13 protein-coding genes are annotated in these 16,843 nt (G+C 69.9%); 8 read left to right on the top strand and 5 right to left on the bottom strand.

The genetic code is table 11. The features are described from left to right. Positions 1–23: 23 nt before the first annotated feature. Positions 24–1,292, bottom strand: a complete 1,269-nt coding sequence (locus ACGFSB_RS03105) for an MFS transporter (protein ID WP_393393803.1) — start codon at positions 1,290–1,292, stop codon at positions 24–26. 250 nt (positions 1,293–1,542) lie between these two features. On the opposite strand from ACGFSB_RS03105, the gene ACGFSB_RS03100 reads away from it, so the two are divergent. From ACGFSB_RS03100 to ACGFSB_RS03090, 3 genes are all read left to right on the top strand, one after another. After that, a complete protein-coding gene (locus ACGFSB_RS03100) occupies positions 1,543–2,580 on the top strand; it encodes a rod shape-determining protein (protein ID WP_393393145.1) in 1,038 nt (345 codons plus the stop codon). A gap of 122 nt (positions 2,581–2,702) precedes the next feature. Continuing rightward, a complete protein-coding gene (locus tag ACGFSB_RS03095) occupies positions 2,703–4,319 on the top strand; it encodes a GAF domain-containing protein (RefSeq protein WP_393393801.1) in 1,617 nt (538 codons plus the stop codon). Between the two features lie 91 nt (positions 4,320–4,410). Then, the gene (locus tag ACGFSB_RS03090) at positions 4,411–4,812 is read left to right on the top strand and encodes a nitroreductase family deazaflavin-dependent oxidoreductase (protein WP_393393142.1); all 402 of its coding nucleotides are present in this window, start codon (positions 4,411–4,413) and stop codon (positions 4,810–4,812) included. Between the two features lie 72 nt (positions 4,813–4,884). Here the strand turns inward: ACGFSB_RS03090 and ACGFSB_RS03085 are convergent, their stop codons facing one another. Next, the gene (locus tag ACGFSB_RS03085; RefSeq protein ID WP_393393140.1) at positions 4,885–5,541 is read right to left on the bottom strand and encodes a DUF1326 domain-containing protein; all 657 of its coding nucleotides are present in this window, start codon (positions 5,539–5,541) and stop codon (positions 4,885–4,887) included. 219 nt (positions 5,542–5,760) lie between these two features. Here ACGFSB_RS03085 and ACGFSB_RS03080 point away from each other — a divergent pair, with 219 nt between their 5' ends. Beyond that, entirely contained in the window at positions 5,761–6,591 is an 831-nt protein-coding gene (locus tag ACGFSB_RS03080; RefSeq protein ID WP_393393138.1) for a DUF2182 domain-containing protein, read from the top strand. Positions 6,592–6,670: 79 nt separating this feature from the next. Here the strand turns inward: ACGFSB_RS03080 and ACGFSB_RS03075 are convergent, their stop codons facing one another. Next, complete coding sequence (locus ACGFSB_RS03075) at positions 6,671–7,291, bottom strand: DUF1326 domain-containing protein (RefSeq protein ID WP_393393135.1); 621 nt, start codon at positions 7,289–7,291, stop codon at positions 6,671–6,673. A gap of 378 nt (positions 7,292–7,669) precedes the next feature. On the opposite strand from ACGFSB_RS03075, the gene ACGFSB_RS03070 reads away from it, so the two are divergent. The 4 genes from ACGFSB_RS03070 to ACGFSB_RS03055 are packed head-to-tail and all read left to right on the top strand — an operon-like array spanning position 7,670 to position 14,086. After that, positions 7,670–10,384, top strand: coding sequence for a DegT/DnrJ/EryC1/StrS family aminotransferase (locus ACGFSB_RS03070; protein ID WP_393393132.1), 2,715 nt, complete (start codon positions 7,670–7,672; stop codon positions 10,382–10,384). After that, complete coding sequence (locus ACGFSB_RS03065; protein ID WP_393393129.1) at positions 10,384–11,424, top strand: LCP family protein; 1,041 nt, start codon at positions 10,384–10,386, stop codon at positions 11,422–11,424. The genes ACGFSB_RS03070 and ACGFSB_RS03065 overlap by 1 nt, the downstream gene beginning before the upstream one ends. Then, on the top strand, positions 11,391–12,959 hold the full coding sequence (locus ACGFSB_RS03060; protein ID WP_393393127.1) for a lipopolysaccharide biosynthesis protein: 1,569 nt from the start codon (positions 11,391–11,393) through the stop codon (positions 12,957–12,959). The genes ACGFSB_RS03065 and ACGFSB_RS03060 overlap by 34 nt, the downstream gene beginning before the upstream one ends. Continuing rightward, positions 12,956–14,086, top strand: a complete 1,131-nt coding sequence (locus tag ACGFSB_RS03055; protein ID WP_393393125.1) for a hypothetical protein — start codon at positions 12,956–12,958, stop codon at positions 14,084–14,086. Before ACGFSB_RS03060 ends, ACGFSB_RS03055 begins: the two co-directional genes overlap by 4 nt. On the opposite strand, the gene ACGFSB_RS03050 is transcribed toward ACGFSB_RS03055, so the two are convergent. Then, a complete protein-coding gene (locus tag ACGFSB_RS03050; protein WP_393393122.1) occupies positions 14,007–15,383 on the bottom strand; it encodes an O-antigen ligase family protein in 1,377 nt (458 codons plus the stop codon). The genes ACGFSB_RS03055 and ACGFSB_RS03050 overlap by 80 nt on opposite strands. Next, positions 15,380–16,723: a polysaccharide biosynthesis tyrosine autokinase gene (locus tag ACGFSB_RS03045; protein WP_393393119.1), complete on the bottom strand. Its 1,344-nt coding sequence runs from the start codon at positions 16,721–16,723 to the stop codon at positions 15,380–15,382. The genes ACGFSB_RS03050 and ACGFSB_RS03045 overlap by 4 nt, the downstream gene beginning before the upstream one ends. Positions 16,724–16,843 lie beyond the last annotated feature (120 nt).

Genomic DNA, 16,843 nt, shown 5'->3' with positions numbered 1-16,843 from the left:
GGCTCCTGACCTCGCCCGCCCCCCTACGCCTCCGGCGCCCTCGCGTCGTACCGGGCGAACCTCCGCCACTTGAGGGCCAACAACCCCACAGCGACGACACACGCGACTCCACCCCCCACGACCGCCACCCCGGGCGAGGCCACATCCCCCACCGACCCCGCGACGAAATCCCCGAGCCTCGGCCCGCCCGCCACCACCACGATGAAGACCCCCTGCAACCGCCCCCGCATCTCGTCCGGCACCGCCGCCTGCAGCATCGTCGTACGGAAGACCATCGAGATGGCGTCCGTGCACCCGGCCACCGCGAGGAAGAAGAGACCGAGCCACAGATTCCGTGTCAGGCCGAAGACCGCGACGGCCGTTCCCCATCCCGCCACCGCGAGGAGGATCGCGAGCCCGTGCCTGCGGATCCGGCCCAGCCACCCGGAGAACACGCTGCCCAACAGCGCCCCCACCGCGGGCGCGGCGGCCAGCAGGCCCACCGTCGTCGCGTCGCCGCCGAACCACACCACCGCCACGGCCGGGAACAACGCCCGCGGGTGCGCGAGAACCATCGCGCACATGTCCGTGAAGAAGGTCATCCGCAGGTTCGGCCGTGCGGCGAGGAACCGCAGCCCGTCGAGGACCGAAGCCCGTTTCCTGGGCATCCCCGCCTCCGCCTCCGCCCCAGCGGGCCGCATCGCGGGCAGCCGCCACATCGCGTACAGCGCCGCGCTGAAGGCCACCGCGTCCACCGTGTACGCCGCCTGATAGCCCCACAGGCCTACGACGAAGCCGCCCAGCATGGGGCCTAGCATCGTGCCCGAAGTCGTCGTCACCGACGTCAGCGCGTTGGCGGCGGGCAGCTGCTCCGGCGGAAGGAGACGCGGGATCATCGAGGAACGCGCCGGTGCGTTCAGCGCCGCGCAGACCGCCTGTAGCGCGACCACGGAGTACAGGAACCACACGTGGTGGAAGCCCGCGAACGCGCCCGCCGCGAGCGCGAGCGAGAGCCCGCACGAGCCGAGCGCCGAGCCGAGGCCCAGCTTCCGCCGGTCCACCGTGTCGGCGATCGCGCCCCCGTACAGGCCGAAGACGACCAGCGGGACGAGCGAGAAGAGGCCCACGAGGCCGACGGAGAAGCTGGAGTGCGTGAGGTCGTAGACCTGGAGGGAGACGGCGAGCGCGGTCATCGCCTGGCCGGTCCAGGAGATCGTGTTGCCGACCCAGAGGCGGCGGTAGTCGACGGACGTACGCAAAGGCGTCAGATCGGCGAGTATCCGCCTTTTCGCGATGGGTCCGTGGGACTCCACTGGAAGCGGGGGCAGCGGGGGGTTGTGGTCGGCCTCGGGTATCCGGGGGCCGTCGGCTTCGTCTTCTTCCGGGGGCGTATGCGGCACACAGGATGCTAACTGCGCCACCTGCGAGGCCATCAAGACCACCCGTGCGGCGGCACCCCTCCCGGCTCAGCCCGACGCGCGCGCCGCCCGCGGTCACCGCACGATGCGAGATGGGACCGTCGTCCGACGGTCCGTAGGGTCCGCGCTCTCGGGAGGATCTGCCATGACCGTCAGTCTGGAGCAGTTGCGCCGCTGCCACATCGCCGTCGACCTGGGTGCCGCGAGGACCCGGGTGTTTGTGAAAGGCTCCGGCCTCGTCGTCGACGAGCCGAGCGCCGCCGCCGTGAACACGCGGACGGGCGCACTCATCGCGGTCGGCCAGTTCGCCGAGCAGATGACGGGCCGTACGCCGGCCTACATCCGCGTCGTACGGCCCGTGTCCGGCGGCACCGTCGTCGACATCGAGATGGCCCAGCGTATGCTGCGGCACCTGCTCGGCGAGAAGCTCCGCCGCACCCTGCGCCGCAAGCCCCGCCTGCGGGCCGCCGCCTGCACCCCGCACGACGCCGATCCCCTGGCCCAGCGCGCGGCCGTCGAGACGATGGTCGGGCTCGGGGCGCGCAGGGTCGAGCTCGTGGACACGCTGATCGCCGCGGCGGTCGGCTGCGGGCTTCCCGTCGAGCGTCCTGAAGCGACGATGATCCTGGTGTGCGGGGCCGCGACCACGCAGGTCGCGGTGTTGTCGCTCGGGTCGATCGTCACCGCCCAGCGGATCCCGGTCGGCGGTGAGGCCATCGACCACGCGATCGTCCAGCATCTGCGCCACCACCACGAGCTGATGCTTCCGAGTCAGTCGGTACGTCCCCTTCAGCTGGCCCTGAGCGGCAACGGGCTCACCTCAAAGGGGCCCGAGTCGACCGAGATCCACGGCCGCGATGTCGCCACAGGGCTCGCACGCTCGGTGCACGTCGACACCGCCGCCGTCCGCGAGGCGATCCACACCCCGCTCACCGCCGTGCTCGACGGCATCGGCAAGGTGCTTCGCGACTGCCCGCCGGACCTGGTGGCCGACCTCGCCGACCGCGGGATCATGATGGTCGGCGGCAGCGCGCTGCTTCCTGGGCTCGACCAGATGCTGCGGGAAGCGACGGGGATGCCGGTGGCGATCGCCGAACGGCCCGACGTGTGCGCCATCCTCGGGCTCGGGGCGATGCTGGAGGGCAAGATCCAGCCGCTGGTCCTCGACCCGCTGTCCGGCTGAGCCTGACGGCAGGTGGGGTCTTCTGCTTTGGAGGGTGCGTGGATGGAGGTCTCGATGGCCTCGGTGGGCGTGGTCAGGACGGCGCGGGGCGGAACGGACGTGGCCACGGGCGGCCCGGCCCGATGAACCGCGACGACCTGCCGCTTCCCCTCGCCCCGCTCCTGGACGCGGTGCTCGGCGTCGGCACGGACCTCGAACTGCACGCCACGCTCCAGCACCTGGTGGAGAGCGCGGCCGAGCTGACGGGCGCTCGGTACGGCGCGCTCGGCGTCATCGACCCGGGGCACGGCAAGCTGACCGACCTGTTCACGGCGGGCCTGACCGATGCCGAACGCGGCCGCATCGGGCGCCTCCCCGACGGCCACTCGGGCCTGCTCGGCACCCTGATCCGCGAACCGCGGCCGCTCCTCCTCGACGACCTGACGGCCGACCCGCGCTCGTGCGGCGTACCGCCGGGGCATCCGGAGATGCACAGCTTCCTCGGCGTACCGGTGCACGTCCACGACGAGGCGTTCGGCAATCTCTACCTCACGGAGAAGCGCGGCGGCTCCTTCACGGAGGGGGACCTGCAACTCCTGCGCATCCTGGCCAGCCAGGCCGGCATCGCGATCGGCAACGCCCGCCTGTACGAGGCTGCCAGGCAGCGCGAGCGGTGGATCGACGGGGCGGCAGCGGTCACCACGGCCCTCCTCACCGGCGAACCGGCGGCCGGGGCGCTGATGACGGTCGCCGAGCAGGCCCGGATCCTCGCGAACGCCACCGCCGCGGTGATCTTGCAGCCGACGGACCAGGGCGGCATGAGGATCGTGGCGGCGGCGACCTCGGAAGACACCGAACCCCTGAGCCCCTCCCCCTCCTCCCCCTCCCCCTCCTCCTCCTCCTCCCACGACCTCCAGAACGAGCTCATCGGCACCACCATCGAGCCCGGCAGCGCGGTGTTGGAGCAACTACTGGGCGGCGAACCGGTGTTCATCGAGGACTCCGCGACCGACCCCCGGATGACCACCCACGTACGGACCAACTTCGGTCCCAGCATGATGCTGCCGCTCCAGGCGGGCGGGCGGCTCATCGGGACGCTCGCGCTGCCCCGCCGCCGGGGCGAACGCGCGTACACCTCCGTGGAACGGCTGCTCGCCACCCAGTTCGCCTCGCAGGCCGCCCTCGCGCTTGTCCTGGCGGACGTCCAGCAGAGCAGGCAGCGCCTCGCGGTGTTCGAGGACCGCGACCGCATCGCCCGCGATCTGCACGACCTCGTCGTCCAGCGGCTGTTCGCCACCGGCATGATGCTGGAGTCGACCCGGCGCCGGGACCGTTCGCCCCAGGTCGAGTCGACGCTCGACCAGGCCGTGGACGAGCTGGAGTCCACCATCCAGGAAGTCCGCACGGCGATCTTCGCGCTCCAACAGCCCCCCGCCGACGCCCCGACCACGTTCCGCGGCAAGGTGCTCCGCGAGACGGCCGGAGCGGCCGCGGTCGTCGGCGTACAGCCATCGGTGCACTTCACCGGCGCCGTCGACACCCACATCACGGACCCGGGGGCAGGCCACCTGCTCGCCGCCCTGCGCCGCGCCCTCGCCACCGCTTCACGCCGCTCCGACGTCACGCGGATCGAGGTGGCGGTGGACGCACGGGCGAGGTTGCCGGACGGGCGGACGGGGGTACGCCTGACGGTCTACGACGACGGCACGACGGACGGCGTGGGCTCGGGCACGACGACGACATGGCAGGCGCCGCTCTAGGGCCTGGGGTCCTGGCCGTTGGGCCGATCAGGACACCGACACCTACACCGACACTCACGCATGAGGACAACCGGCACTAAGGAGACAGCAGATGCTGTTCGGCAAAGAGCATGTGAAGCGCTACGTGGAGACCGACGGCGCGGAAGGCCATGACTGGCAGGGCGCCACGGTACTGATCCTCACCACGACCGGCCGCAAGAGCGGTGAGCAGCGCAGCACTCCGCTGATCTACCAGCCCTACGGTGACGCGGTGCTCGTGGTGGCATCGAACGGCGGTGCCGACGCGCCGCCCCTCTGGTACCGCAACCTGGAGGCGGATCCCGAGGCCCATGTGCAGGTGAAGGGCGACCGCTTCACCGCCCGCGCGCGCACGGCAACGCCGGAGGAGAAGCCGGGCATGTGGCGGACCATGGCAGCGGTGTGGCCCGCTTACGACGAGTACCAGACCAAGACCGACCGGGAGATCCCGGTGGTGGTCCTGGAGCGCGTCTGAGGATCGGGTACGCGGCGTACGGATACCGACTGGCGCCCCTGGTCCGCATGATCTCCGCGGGCGCGGAGCCCGTCAGTCGGGGCCGCTCCAATCGAACGGGAAGTACTTGCTGGACTTGCCGCTTCGGCTCCAGCTGAAGCCGAAGGCGTCGACCTGGTCGGTGGTGGACCGGCCCCAGGTGGCGATCTGCCCCGGGCCCACCTCGGCACCGGGCGCATTGTGGACCTGGACCCGCGCCCCCTCGGGCGTGGTAGGACCGGTGAGGGCCTCGGCACGGGCGGTTACCCGGCCGGGGATCTCGGCGCGCCACCACCCCAGGTCCTCGTCGACCTCGATGATGATCGGAGCGACGTCCATGCCACGTACCTCGGGTCCGAGGACCTCGACGAACTGCTGTGGCCAGCCACCGGCCTCCCCGCCGAAGATGGCACCGAGTGCGGCGCGCTGCCGGCCGTCGGCGCGCTCGTCGACGAAGACGGCGGCGTACGGGTCCGTGTGCTCGCCGGTCCACACGTTGCCGGTGAACGACCCGAGCATCAGGACATTCAGGTCGTCGAGCCGGAGATCCCCGAACCGTCCCTCACGTATGTGCCAGGCGAGCACTCCCTCGCAATCGCCCTCGGACGGGGGCTGGGCGAATGTGCACGGGCACGGTATGGCGCACTTGCAGGTGTCGAACCAGTCGCCGGCCACACGCCAGGGCGGGCTGCTGGTGGTCTGCTCGGCCATCTCACTCATCCTCTCCCCCCACCATTCCCCCACCGTTCCCCCACCACGGAGCGGCGTCACTTCCAGGGTGCGCCCCGCCGACGCGAAAGCGAAGTGCCGCCGAAGCCGAAAGGGGCCGACCCACGGGTCGTGAGGCCTGCGGTTCTGTGATCAGCTGGAGATGTCTTCGGAGTGCTCGTCGCGGCCACCGGAGCGGCGGGCGTCCTTGGGAGGCCTGTCATGCCACATCTCCGGCTCGCCCCACCGGAGCCCACCCGCCCGGGGATTCTGCTGCCCCGGCGTGACCTGGCCGTCGGCTGGTCTCTCCTGGCCCTGATCGCCGCTCTGGCGTGGGTGCTCACGGCCAGGCAGTCCCGGGACATGGGGATGGGGCCGGGCACCATGGGCCTGGCGCTCCCGCTCTTTCTCCTCCTGTGGGTGGTCATGATGGCGGCGATGATGCTGCCGTCGCTGGCACCCGTGGCTCTCACCTGGGTACAGGCGATCAACCGCAGCACCGCGGGTCGCCTCCGTGCGCTGCGCCTCACGGAATTCGTCGGCGGCTACCTGCTGGCCTGGGCCGGGTTCGGGCTGCTCGTGTACGGGGCCCTTGCGGTGACCGGGCACCTGGTCGACGCTCACCCCGAGGCGGGGCGCTGGATCGGTGCGAGCGCGTTCCTGCTCGCGGGAGTGCAGCAGTTCGGGCCCTTGAAGCGGGTTTGTCTGCGGCACTGCCGCAGCCCGATGTTCCAACTGCTGCGCTATGCGCGGTTCCGGCCGTGGGCGAAGGATCTGCGGGTGGGCGCGCACCATGGGCTCTACTGCGTCGGCTGCTGCTGGGGGCTGATGATCGTCCTGATCCCGCTCGGCGTGATGAACGTGGCGGCGATGGCGGGACTGGCAGCGGTGATCTTCCTGGAGAAGCTGTGGCGCGGCGGTCCCTGGCTCAGCTGGGCGGTGGGCGTCGCCTTCCTCGTACTGGCCGTGCTCGCCCCGTTCCAGGACTGGCTACTGCCGGGCCTTCAGATGCCGGGTCCGTCGATGGACCAGATGTCGGCCCTGAGGCTCTGAGGCTGGCGGTGGCACGGGAGGAGGCATTGCGTGCCTCCTCCCGTGCCGGTCCGGTACGACGACACGGCACTCGGCGCCGCTACCGCCCGGTGGGTGCGCCCTCGGCCTGTTCGCTGGAGAACGTGTAGTCGGACACTTCGCCGTACGTCGGCTCGAAGGTCAGGCCGAACGCCTGCGAGCTGCCGGTGGTGGTGCCGATGGTGAACTCGGGCGCGAATCCGAACATCGCGTTCTTCACCTTCGTCGGTCCCCCGTCGGGTCCTCGCAGCGGCTCGAATTCGAGCTGGGTCCTCCCGCCGACGCTGAGCCGGGGCTTCTCCCCGTCCGTGAGGGTGATGCTCGCCCTCTCCACGCCCAGGTTCTCGCCGAAGAACTGCGAGAGTTCACCGAACGCGCCGCCCTCGCGCCCGGACACGATGCGTTCGAGCGCGTCGGCCTGGGTATCGCTGGCGCCGTCGTCGATGACGAAGCCGACCTTCCAGTCACCCGCGGTCAGATGAGAGGGGAACTGGTTGTACAGGGCGAAGTCCACGCCGGACAGGTCCACCTCGTCCAGGTTCCCTTCGGCCACATGGAAGGCGGTGCATCCGAGGCATTCCTCGCGTCCTTGAGGGTCGTGCGGCATCGCGTCGACCGCGCACCCGCAGACCACTGCGCATGAGCAACCAGCCAGGTAGTTGCCCGAAATACTCCACGTCATGACTGCTCCTGATGGCTTGACGACGACCGTCGCCCGCAGCACGGGACGGCGCCGGTATCAGTCCCCCTGAGCCCTTTCTCCCTCAATCGTAGGCACGCCGAGGGCGCCTTTTCAGAACACGGCAGAGCCACGTACGTCCTGCCGCATTCTTCGTCATCGCTTGACCTCATCGACAGCTGAGCGTTATATGTATATATACGGCGTAAGTATACGACTTAAGGGCATCCCAGCCGAGAAGGGCCGGTTCACCCGAGTCCACTCCATCGGGTCCCTCGAGCGCACCGCATCCGCGGCATCCGCCTAGCTCTACGTCGACGGAGTCAAGACCGCGCCCCGGTTCGCGCTGCCTCCACGGCTCGCAGGACTAAGGAAAACGTGATGACGATCCATCGTCTCCAGAATCCGCCCCGCGGCCTCCGTATCGACGGCATGTCCGGCGCCGCGCAGCAGCGCGTGCCCTTCGCGTCCACCGTGATCAGCCGGGAGGCCCAGCAGGCAGCTCAGCGCGTCCTCGCCTCGGGCTGGGTGACCACCGGCCGGGAGACAGCGCAGTTCGAGCAGGAGTTCGCCACATACGTGCAGGCTCGGCATGCGGTCGCGGTGAGTTCCTGCACCGCGGCGATCGAGCTGGCACTGCGCGCGCTGGGACTGCCACCGCAGAGCCGGGTCCTGGTGCCGACGCTGACCTTCTGTGGTGCGGCCGAGGCGATCATCCATGCCGGGCTCCGTCCCGCGCTGGTCGATGTCGACCCTCGGACCGGTATGCCGTCCCCGGCCACCGTCGCCCTCGCGGCCCGCACCTGCGGTCAGCCGGCCGCGATGATCGTCCTGCACTTCGCCGGCGCCCCGGCACCACTGGCCGAGCTGGCCGAGGCGGCCGGACTGCCCCTCTCCCGTGTCGTCGAAGACGCTGCCCACGCCCTGGGAACCTTCGTGGACGACCGCCGTGTCGGCGCACTCTCGGGGGCCACCTGTTTCAGCTTCTACGCCACCAAGAACCTGCCGGTCGGCGAGGGCGGCATGGTGACCACCGACGACGAGAAGATCGCCGCATGGATCCATCGCGCGCGGCTGCACGGGATGTCCGCCGACGCCTGGCGGCGCAACACCCCGGACGGTGACTGGGAGTACACCGTCGAGGAGGCGGGCCTGAAGGCCAATATGACCGATGTCCAGGCGGCGATCGGGCGCGCGCAGCTGCACCACCTCTACGGCTGGCAGCGCCGACGCGAGGCGATAGCCGCCCAGTACGACGACGCCCTGCGGCAGGTACCCGGGCTGCTGCTCCCCGCCCGCCCCGCGCAGGGCCGCCACGCCTGGCACCTGTACGTGGTGCGGGTCCAGGACGAATTCGAGATGAGCCGCGACGAGCTGATCAAACGCCTTGCGGAGCGCCGGATCGGCACCTCCGTGCACTTCATCCCCCTGCACCACATGGAGTACTTCCAGCACGCCACGATCACCCCGCCCGGCGGCCTGCCGGGAGCCGACGAACTCTTCCCGCAACTGCTGTCCCTGCCCATGCACCCCGGGCTCGGGGAGGAATCGGTCGACCGGGTCTGCGCCGAGCTCACCCGGCTGGCTCCCGCCCGGCGCGCCCCGGCCTCCCACCCGGTGCGGCCGGGACTGTCCGGGCGGCCGGAGCGCCACACCGGACTGCGCACACTGGTGGCGGGAGCAGGCGAAGCCGGACAGGCGCTCGCCCGGGATCTGCTCGGCGCGCCGGGCTTCGGACTCGTGCCGGTGGGCTTCGTGGACGACGACCCGGCCAAGCGCGGCACGGCGGGCCTGCCCGTCCTCGGCAGCCTTGACGACACCGCGCAGGTCACGCTCGCCCACCGCGTCGAGGAGGTCGTGGTGGCCATCCCCGGACTGAGCCCGGAGCGATTCCGTCAGGTCACCCGGGCCGCCGAAGTGTCGGGCGCCGGCGTGCGCTACCTGCCCTCCTTCATCGCGGCCCTCCGCCGTGACGTGGTGGGCAGCGACATGCGGTCGCTGGACGTCCAGCGCCTGATCGGCCGTACGGAGATCCACGTGGTCAGCCCCGAGGCGCGCTCGATCATCGCCGGAAAGCGCGTGCTGGTCACCGGCGCCGGAGGCTCCATCGGCAGCGAACTGTGCCGCCAGGTACGCGGCTTCGAACCGAGCAGGCTGTTCCTGCTCGACCACGACGAGTCGAACCTGCACCGGCTCCAGTTGGAGCTGTACGGCGACGCGCTCCGCGACGACGACATCGTGATCTCCGACATCCGCGACCGTGCCCGCATCGACCAGGTATTCGGTGAGCTGCGCCCCCAGGTGGTCTTCCACGCGGCGGCCCACAAGCACCTCCCGCTGCTCGAGCGCCACCCCTGCGAGGGCGTGAAGTCCAATGTGCTCGGCACCGAGAATCTGATCCGGGCGGCGCTGGCGACGGAAGCCGAGCGTTTCATCCTGATCTCCACCGACAAGGCGGCCGACCCCGTCTCGGTGCTCGGTGCGACGAAGCGGCTGGCCGAACTGACCGTGCAGGCCAACGCCGGCAGTCCGACGAAACTTGCCGCCGTCCGCTTCGGCAACGTCCTGGGCAGCCGCGGTTCGCTGCTTTCCGTGCTCGCCGAACAGCTGGCGTCCGGCGGGCCGGTCACGGTCACTCATCGCGACGTGGAACGGTTCTTCATGACGGTCGAGGAGGCCGTGGGGCTCGTTCTGGAGGCGGGCCGGATGGCCGCCTCCGGCGAGGTGTTCGTCCTCGACATGGGCGATCCGGTCAAGATCGTCGACATCGTCCACCGATTCGCCCGGTCGCTCAACATGCCGGATCCGCAGATCCGCTTCACCAGCCTGCGCCAGGGCGAGAAGCTGAAGGAGACGCTGTTCTCGGAGCAGGAGGATTGCACCCGCACCTCCCATCCGCGGATCTTCGCCGCGAGCCAGGCCTCGTGTCCCGCTCTTGCACAGCTGCGGCAGCGGCTTCCCGACCTCTACGCCGCCGCCGAGCACAATGACCCGGCCGGCACCCGCCAGGTGCTCGCCGGCCTGCTCCCCAGCTTCCCGTCGTCGCCGGCCACCGCCCCGCGGGCGCTGACCGAGCCGTACCCGGACGGCTTCTGATGTCCGCGCGGCGCACCTGGCCCACCTGGCCGCCCCGTACGCCCACCGGCCCGCACCGCCGTCGCGCAAGGGCCCGGTGGATCCTTCTCTGGGCGCTGGCGGCCCTGCTCGGCGTACTCGCGCTGGGGGCGGGTGGCGTGTGGTGGGGCACGAATCACTATGCCGGCCACGTACAGCGCATCCCGCACGCCCTCCCCGACATCCCCTCCGAGCAGCGTCCGGGAAAGGTGCAGGGAACCGGAGGCGCGGAGAACTTCCTCCTCGCCGGAGTCGACAGCCGCTCGGTCCGGCCGACCACCGGCAGCGACAGCAGGGCGCCGGTGTGGAAGCCGGGCGCCCAGCGCAGCGACTCGATCCTGCTGGTGCATCTGAGCGCCGACCGCAAGACCTCGTACGCGGTCTCGATCCCGCGCGACACCTGGGTGACGATCCCCGGCCACGGCAAGGCGAAGATCAACGCCGCGTTCTCCTGGGGCGGCCCACCGCTGCTCGTCAACACCGTCGAGAAACTCACCGGCGTCCGCATCGACCACTTCGCGGTGATCGACTGGCACGGATTCAAGTCCCTGACGGACAAGGTCGGCGGCGTGACCATCACCGTCCCGACCGCCTCCTACGACTCCGAGCAGGACCGGCACTTCAAGGCGGGCACGTACACGATGAACGGCGCCGAGGCGCTGGCCTACGTACGGCAGCGCCACGGTCTGCCCGGCGGCGACCGGGGCCGTATCGAGCACCAGCAGGAGTTCCTGCACAGCCTGCTGGCCAAGGTCCGCGGCGAGATCAGCGTGACCGACCCGCTGAAGACCCACCGCATGATCGACGCGCTGACCCACGCGGTGAGCGTGGACGACACCATGTCCAACGGCGAGCTCCGCGACCTGGCCCTGGGGCTGCGGCACCTGAGTTCCGACCACGCGACCTTCGTCACGGCGCCCATCGCGAGCTCCGGCTGGGAGGGGAAGCAGAGCGTGCTGTACCTCGACCAGTCCAGGGCGAAGGCGATGTGGCAGGCGATCAGGACGGATCGGGTGCCGTGATGCCGTCCGTCCGGCACCGCGGCTCCCCCGCCGGTCTCGTCTCCGGTGTGAGCTACAGCGCCATCGCCCAAGCCGCCCCGCTGCTGGCCAACTTCGCGTTGACCCCGTTCCTCGTCCACCATCTCGGTCTTGAGCGGTTCGGCGTCTGGTCACTTCTGCTGATCTTCCTGGCAACCCTCACGGTCCTTGACGGCGGGGTCGGCGCCTCACTGGCGCGTTTCCACGCCGTCTACGGCGCGCGGGGCGATTCGGACGGAGCGGGGCGGCTCGTCGTCGGATCGCTGGCGGTCTTCGTGGGTCTTGGCACGGTCGTCACCGGGGTGTGCTTCGCGGCGGCACCCCACCTGGTGACCTTGCTGAACATTCCGCCGCGCCTGCAGAGTGAGGCACAGGGCCTGCTGCTCTGGCTGGGGCCCCTGCTCACCCTCGCGCTGGCCTCGAACTCGGCCACCGCTCTGCTCCAGGCGAACGCCCAGTTCCGGCGCCTGGCCGCGGCCACCGTGGGCTCGTGCCTGGTCTACGCCGTCGCCGTCGTACTCGTGGTCGGCCAGGGACGAAGCCTTCCCGCGCTGGCCGCCGTCGCCGCCGGGCGGTACGCGCTCCTGCTGACCGCCGGTCTCTGCCTGGGAGCGCGGCACCTGTCCGTCCGGCGCCCACTGCTGCCGGGAAAGTCGGTGCGCAGAGAGTTCGGTGGCTACGCCTTCCGTATGCAGCTGTCGGGTTTCACGGTCTTCCTCAACGGTGAGATCGACGCCTTCGTGATCGCGGCGATGCTCCCCGTGCGCTATGTCGGGATCTACGCCGCCGGATACCAGGTGGCAAGCGCCCTGCGCAGCCTGCCGCTCTACGCCTTCCCGCCGCTCCTCACCCGGATGACCGGCGTTTTCGCCGAACGCGGACTGGCCGGTGCGACAAGGGAGTTCCATGCCCTTCAACGGAACTGGCTGCCTGTCACACTCGCCTACGGCGCGGTGACCCTCACCGCGGTCTGGTTCGCGGTCCGGACATGGCTCGGTGAGGGGCTGGCGCTCAGCGGCGTGGTGGCTGCTGTCCTCCTCGTCGGCTACATCGTCCAGGTCGCGCTCACAGGGATCAGGACCTGCTTCGTGCGCGCGATCGGGCGCCCCGGTCTCGAGACCCGGTACTCGTGGTGCTCGACGCTGGTGAACCTTGCGCTGACCGTGCCCCTGGCCCTGCTGTTCGGGGTCACCGGCGTCGTCCTGGCCACCACGATCGGGCTGCTGGCCGGCTCTCTCTACTTCGTTGTCCTGTGCCGGCGGGTGTCCGATCTGCACGAGCAGCGGCTCCCTGGACACTGGGCCGCCGCGACCGGAGCCGGCGTGGTGGTGACCGCCGTCGGCGAGCTGTTGGTCACGCGTCTGGGATGGCACGGCGTGCTGCCCACGCTACTGGCCGGAGTCCCGGTCCTCGCCGGCCTCGCCACCGCCGCCGCACTCGGTGTCCGGGCCCCTCCCCCACCCGTCCCGACGGCCATCGCTGACGAAGTACTGGAAGAAGGAGGAGAGCGAAGATGACGGTGCACAGGCGGGCCGAGCACCCCAAACGAGTTCTGATCGTCTGCCAGCTCGACGGATTCGCCAACAGCGTCAGGCCGCTGGGAATCCAGCAGTTCCTGCGGGACCTCGGACACGACGTGTCCGTCGTCGACACCTACGGTCTCAGTCGGGCGTCCGACGCCCCTGGCTCCCTCGGGTGGAAGCTTCCCGGCAGTCTGCGCCCCTCGAAACTCGCTCTGTATGCGAACGAGGCCGCATCGAAGCTGTGGACCCGCGGGTGGAGCTTCGGGCGACGCCATCTCTCGTACTACGTACTGATGACGGACTACCGGCTGCGGCGCTCCATTCTGACGTCGAGCCTGCCGCTCGACGACTTCGACCTCGTGATCTGCCACACGCCGTACGACGCCGGGGTGCTGAGCTCTGCCACCTCGGCCCGTACGTTCTACGACTGTCCCACCCCCTGGGCGGACGAGGCCTTCTTCGAGGGCCGGCTGACCGACCGGCAGCGCAAGAAGTTCCGCCGCACCGAGTCGAAGCTCCTGGAACAGGTCGACCACCTCTCCTTCTCATGGGAGTCGTACGCGCGCTACGCCGTCGAGCACTACGGCATCAGTGGGCGCAACCTGACACAGCTCAACTGGGGCTGCACCCCCTCGGCAGACCGCGCCCGGTTCCGCGATCCGCCACGGGTGGCCTATCTCGGGTCTCTGAGCTCGCAGTTCATCGACGTACCCCTCCTCGCGAGGCTGTCCGCGCGCTACCCGCACATCGATGTCTATGGCGGCCCTCCGCCCGATCCGCGACTGGGGCTGAACTACCGCGGATACGCCTCCCCCGATGTCCTGCGTCAGTACCAGTTCGGGCTGGTGACGTGCAGCCAGGACCTGCTGCGCCAGGAGGGCTTCTCGGCCAAGCATCTGCACTACCTCGCCCACGGACTGCCCGTCCTGGTCCCGGCGTGGCGGCGCTACCTGGACCTGCTCCATGGATCCGTCACCTACACCGAAGAGACCTTCCTTTCCGTCATCGGAGGGCTCAGCGAGGAAGGGGCGTGGCAGTCGGTCAGTGACCAGGCGTACGAGCAGGCACGGCAACTGGCCTGGGAAGAGACTCTGCGGCCGCTGGAGAACCTGCTGGCCTGAGCACAACCGCTCCGGGAACCAGCGTCGCGGCGACGAGGGCGAAGCTCAGAGAATCGCTGATGCCGAAGGACCAGGGTCGTTCGAGCGCCGCGTTGAGCAGCACAGGCAGCAGCACGCAACAGGCGACGGCCACGTTGGCGCGACCACCGCGCAGCAGAATGTAGGCCAGGAGCAGCGCCAGAAGACTCAGCCCGATGAGCCCGCCGGCGAAGAGGACATCGATCCACTCGTTGTGCAACGTGGGGGTGAGGGCCTTCGGGACCCCGTACTGGGGGGAGGCCGCCGTCCAGGCGTTGGCGCCGAAGCCGATGAACGGTGATCTGGACAGCTGCTCTCCGGCGACGCTCCAGATGTAGGCCCGTCCTCCCAGTCCGCCACCGGCCGCCACGGTGAAAGGGAGGAGGAGGCCTGCGAAAGCTACCGCGCAGAGACTGAGCACGCCCCCGGCGACTATCGCAGCCGGCGTGTGCCGGGGGCGTTCAGTGCCCTCAGGGAGCTTGGGCCGCATCAGGACGAGGAGGAGCAGCGTGGCGATCGCCGCCACTTCGCCCGAGCGGCTGCCCGTGGCGATCACGACGAAGGCCACGTAGCAGGCCAGCAGAAGGCGCACCCGCCCGCGCACGGCCATCCAGATGAACGGGATGCACACCACCAGCAGCAGGCTGAAAATGTTCTCGTTCGTCAGGACCCCTGTGTACAGCGCGCCGAAAGGGCTGCACTTGTCCGTCCGGCATACACGGAACACATGGTCCGGAGCCACCAGCGCCTCGATCCCGCTCACCAGCGTGAGCAGTACGGCGACGGCCGCCGCACCCAGGAATGCCGGGCGTCCGGGACGGGCGACACTGGCCGCCAGGAGAACCGCCAGCAGGGCGAGTTGACGCGGAGCAAAGAGCTGACGCCCGTCAAGGCCGTCGGAGAACGCGAGCAGCAACGCCAGCAGGAGGGCGATCAGGGGCGCGACGTTGACCTTCGCGCGACCGCCGGCAAGCCGGAGGAAGACGAAGAGCACACCTGCGCCGAGGAGGGCGGCGTTGGTCAGCTGCCCGATCCGGTTGACCCACCCCGGAAGATCCGCCACGACATCGCCGAAGGCATCCAGGCGCTGGGGCCGGCCCGCGACGAGCACGTACGTGACCGCGGGCAGGATGCCCAGCGCTCCGACGAGGAAGACCAAGGTCGAGGTGAGCTCCCAGTCGCCATGCTTGCGGGCCCGGACGAGTGCCACCACAGCTGGAATCACGGAGAGAAGTGCGGCGATCCCCAGGACGAGCGCAGCCGCGCGCGGTGTCGTCATCGTGCGGGGGAGGCCGGGGCGGAACGGTGGCGACGGCCCATGGGGGACGCCGTGGTGAGGACGACACCCAGCACCGTTGCCCCGACAGCTGTCAACTTGTCAAGACCGCGCTGCACCGCACCGCGCGGGGTCCGCCCCGCGCGGACGACGAGGAGGGCCCCGCCCGCCTCGGCGGCGAGTACGGCACTGTCCGTGAACGGAAGCAGGGGCGGGCCGTTCAGGAGCACCACGTCCGCGTCCGCCTCGAGGGCGCGCAACACGTGCGTCATCTCGGGGGAGGCCAGGAGTTCACTCGGGTTGGCCACTGTCGGGCCGCCCGGCAGGATCCGCGTCAGCGGGCTTTCGAAGTCCTGGAGGCAATCGGCCAGGGTGGCCTGACCGGTCAGCACACTACTGAGGCCGGCCCCCTCCGCGAGGCCGAGACGGGTGGCGAGCGAGAGTTTGCGGAAGTCGGCCTCGACGAGGACGACCCGCTGTCCCGCCCGGCCCAGGCTCATCATGAGATCGATCGCGGTAGCGGCCTTGCCCTCGTCCCGCTCCGCGCTCGTCATGACGATGGAGCGGGGCAGTTGCCCACCGGAACCGAATTGCAGGTTGGTGCGGAGCTGGGCGACAGCTTCGGTACTGCCCGAAGGGCCGGTACCGGGCAGGACGGGCGGGCGCCCCCGACTCTGTTCCACGGGGATGACCCCCAGCGTGGCCAGGCCGGTGTAGCGACTGACGTCACTCTCGGTCTGCATCGTCGTATCGAGCGATTCACGCACACCGGCGCCTGCGACACCGACAACGAGGCCGCCCAGCAGGCCGATCGCGAGATTGAGCCATACGTGCGGGCTCGTCGGCGATGTAGGCAGTTGGGACGGCCCGACGACACTGACCTTGACCAGAGGCGTGCCGGCCGCCGATGGCTGCTCGATTCCGGCCACGAACTTGGTGAACTGCACGGCAGTCGCGTCGGCGATCTTCTGCGCCTGCTTCGGTGACCTGTCGCTCACCCGGATGTCGACCAGTACGGAGTCGAGAGGGGCGGTCGCGCTGATGTGCTGGGAGAGCGCCTCGGGAGTCATGTGCAGGCCAAGATCGGACACGACCTGACCAAGCAGAGCCGGGCTGTTGACGATCTGCGTGTACGACTTGACCCGCTGCTGTGTGAAGAGGGCTCCTTGATAGGCGTTGGAACTGTCCTTGTCACTGGTGGCCACGAACAGCTGCGCCCTCGCGGTGTACGTGCGAGGCATCAACAACGTCACCAGGCCCGCGACGCACAGGCCGAAGAGAACGCAAAGGGTGATGAACCGCCAACGCCGACGCAGTACCTGCACATAGTCACGAAGATCCATTCGGCATTCCTCCGCGTACGCCGGTATTATCCGTTTTGTAAGAGCATGGGTTCCTTGTCCCCACCGCGCACCCTCGCGGTCACGGATCCGGATCGATGCAGAGGGCCTGAAGCCACACCG

The organism is Streptomyces sp. NPDC048441 (assembly GCF_043200235.1).
Lineage (GTDB): Bacteria > Actinomycetota > Actinomycetes > Streptomycetales > Streptomycetaceae > Streptomyces.
The sequence above is the reverse complement of the archived record's forward strand: the minus strand, read 5'-3'. Positions and strand labels throughout refer to the sequence as shown.

Coding starts and splice junctions, on each gene's coding strand:
- ACGFSB_RS03055 (WP_393393125.1), top strand. CDS start 12,956: ATGACGGTGCACAGGCGGGCCGAGCACCCCAAACGAGTTCTGATCGTC.
- ACGFSB_RS03080 (WP_393393138.1), top strand. CDS start 5,761: ATGCCACATCTCCGGCTCGCCCCACCGGAGCCCACCCGCCCGGGGATT.
- ACGFSB_RS03050 (WP_393393122.1), bottom strand. CDS start 15,383: ATGACGACACCGCGCGCGGCTGCGCTCGTCCTGGGGATCGCCGCACTT.
- ACGFSB_RS03100 (WP_393393145.1), top strand. CDS start 1,543: ATGACCGTCAGTCTGGAGCAGTTGCGCCGCTGCCACATCGCCGTCGAC.
- ACGFSB_RS03070 (WP_393393132.1), top strand. CDS start 7,670: ATGACGATCCATCGTCTCCAGAATCCGCCCCGCGGCCTCCGTATCGAC.
- ACGFSB_RS03095 (WP_393393801.1), top strand. CDS start 2,703: ATGAACCGCGACGACCTGCCGCTTCCCCTCGCCCCGCTCCTGGACGCG.
- ACGFSB_RS03085 (WP_393393140.1), bottom strand. CDS start 5,541: ATGGCCGAGCAGACCACCAGCAGCCCGCCCTGGCGTGTGGCCGGCGAC.
- ACGFSB_RS03075 (WP_393393135.1), bottom strand. CDS start 7,291: ATGACGTGGAGTATTTCGGGCAACTACCTGGCTGGTTGCTCATGCGCA.
- ACGFSB_RS03090 (WP_393393142.1), top strand. CDS start 4,411: ATGCTGTTCGGCAAAGAGCATGTGAAGCGCTACGTGGAGACCGACGGC.
- ACGFSB_RS03045 (WP_393393119.1), bottom strand. CDS start 16,723: ATGGATCTTCGTGACTATGTGCAGGTACTGCGTCGGCGTTGGCGGTTC.
- ACGFSB_RS03065 (WP_393393129.1), top strand. CDS start 10,384: ATGTCCGCGCGGCGCACCTGGCCCACCTGGCCGCCCCGTACGCCCACC.